Below are 2,004 nucleotides of genomic sequence, written 5' to 3' on the forward strand. Positions count from 1 at the left end.
CGGCGACGCTCGAACCGTTCTGGGACAGCGCTCTGCGCGCACGGTCGCCGCAGGACAAGGACAGGATCTCCGAGACGTTCGGCAAGGCGCTGCGAACGGCGGACGCCGTGGCGGACGCGGCGGCCGCGTCGATGCTGCTGCGCCCGTTCCGAATCGAGAACCTGACCGCTGACGACGTCGCGCCCTTCGGAAAGCTCGCCAGCCACTACGGCCAGCAGTGGACCATCGGCCTGCTGCGGACGTGGGCCGGCGCGGGAGAGCCGACCTGGGCCATCGGCGGACCGGAACGCAGGCAATGGGTGGCGGACTCGCTCCCCGGCCTGTGCGCGGGGCTGCACGCCGCACCCGGTGCCGGCGCGATGGCCGCGCAGCTGCTCCTCGACCTGGCGTGGAAGTGGCTCAGCGAGGCCGTCGGCATCGCGATCAGGTCGTCGTCCCCTCGTTACCGTGACAGCGGCCTCGACAACCTGGGGAGGCCGCTCGCCTCAGTGCTGACGGCCGCCGCCGCGACCGGGACGGCGAGCACCCGGGCCACGGTGGCCGCATACCTCCGGCAGCAGCCGGACGCGGTCACCGCGCTGGAAATGCCCGCGCTGCGCGCCGCGGCGGGCCTGCCCGGCGACGGCCTCCGCGGCGAGGCAGGCTTCGGCGACCTGGCCGCGGACTGCGCGGCGCGGCTGCGGACCCGGCTGGCCCTCCCGCGGCGCACGTCCACCGACTGGTCGATCACGCTGTCCGCGGGCGGCTGCGCCTGCGACCTGTGCGACACCTTGCGCGCGTTCCTGGCGGACCCGGACCGGCGCACCCTCGAATGGCCGCTCGCCGAGAAGCGCAGGCAGCATGTCCACTCCCGCATCGACGCCGCCGAACTGCCCGTCAGCCACGTCACCCGGCGGCAGGGCCGCCCCTACACGCTCGTCCTCCACAAGACCGACGCGCTCTTCACCGACGAGGCCAAAGCACGGGACAGGGACCAGGCGGACCTGGACTGGCTGGCAGCCGAATGGCACGCGGCACCCGACCCCTTGGCCCTCAGTTAGCCGCCGGGCGCCCGGGCACCACGACCCCAGCCCCAGGGTTCGCGCTACTTCTGGTCGAAAAAGTGCTTCAGGGCCCCTGACATGTGGTCGATGTTGGCCGGGGTGCCGAGCAGGTGGCCGTCGGCGGCGAGCACATCCACTGCGGTCGCGGCCAGCGCTGGCCGCACCACCACCTCGACGCCCTCGATCGCGTCGTCTCGCGTGCCCGCGAGCACGGCTTCCAACATCGCCTGCATCGTCGGTGACGGCGTGTGGTGGACGATCAGCAGCGTCGGCAGGGCGCTGAGCCTGCCAGCGCGATACCGGGACGCATGCTCGGGCCCCTGTCGACGGCGCTACCGGTGGATCGTGATCGAGCGTAGTACCAGCTCCGGGCTCGTCTTCTCGGCCAGCTCCGGAGCCTCACCGCAGACCAGGACGGGGACGTCCCGGGCCACCTCGACGGATGCGGTGGCCGTTGCGGCACCGGTCGGCCCCTGCCAGGCCAGCTTCACGGTCGCCAGTCGCCCGCCATCGGCGACCTCGGTGTGTGACGAGGTGATCTCGTGGTCGAGCCAGCCCCAGCCGAACCGCTCGAACAGCTCCCGCTCGGCCACCTGCCCCCACTGGTCGAGCGCGGTGTTCCCCCGGTACCTTCCGCGCAGCTCACCGGGTCTGCCGCCGCGCCGCACGATCCGGTCAAGCGCCGGGACGTCGAGGAAGCCCCATGCCCGCCCGTCCGGAAAGGTGAAACCGGTCGGGGCGAACCGGTGCCCACCGGTGTGGCTGCACCGCCGGACCCGCACCCTGGGCCAGGTCGACGCCACGTCGAGGTGCAGGCGGGTGCCGACCCGGCCGCAGCAGCGGTCCCGCCGGCCATGGCCGCAGAGCAGGATCTCGGCAGGGGCGGGCCGGGCCTTCGTCCCCTCGCCGGAATCCGGGCTGCAGCCCGGGTCGAGGTCAAGGCCGGGGTCGAGGCCGGGGC

1 protein-coding gene and 2 pseudogenes are annotated in these 2,004 nt (G+C 73.4%); 1 reads left to right on the forward strand and 2 read right to left on the reverse strand.

Features of this window, described 5'->3' with window-relative positions; translation table 11 throughout:
• Positions 1-1,040: pseudogene (locus CV1CTNOD_RS26820) on the forward strand (2OG-Fe(II) oxygenase); the annotation flags it as partial.
• A 53-nt stretch (positions 1,041-1,093) separates the two neighbouring features.
• Here the strand turns inward: CV1CTNOD_RS26820 and CV1CTNOD_RS15910 are convergent.
• Both CV1CTNOD_RS15910 and CV1CTNOD_RS15915 read right to left on the reverse strand, forming a co-directional pair.
• Positions 1,094-1,276 (reverse strand): annotated as a pseudogene (locus tag CV1CTNOD_RS15910) (flavodoxin); the annotation flags it as partial.
• 99 nt (positions 1,277-1,375) lie between these two features.
• Positions 1,376-2,004 (reverse strand): sucrase ferredoxin (locus CV1CTNOD_RS15915; protein WP_278043923.1); only part of this gene is annotated, 629 nt, incomplete at its 5' end.

This window comes from Protofrankia symbiont of Coriaria ruscifolia (assembly GCF_900634745.1).
GTDB lineage: Bacteria > Actinomycetota > Actinomycetes > Frankiales > Frankiaceae > Protofrankia > Protofrankia californiensis.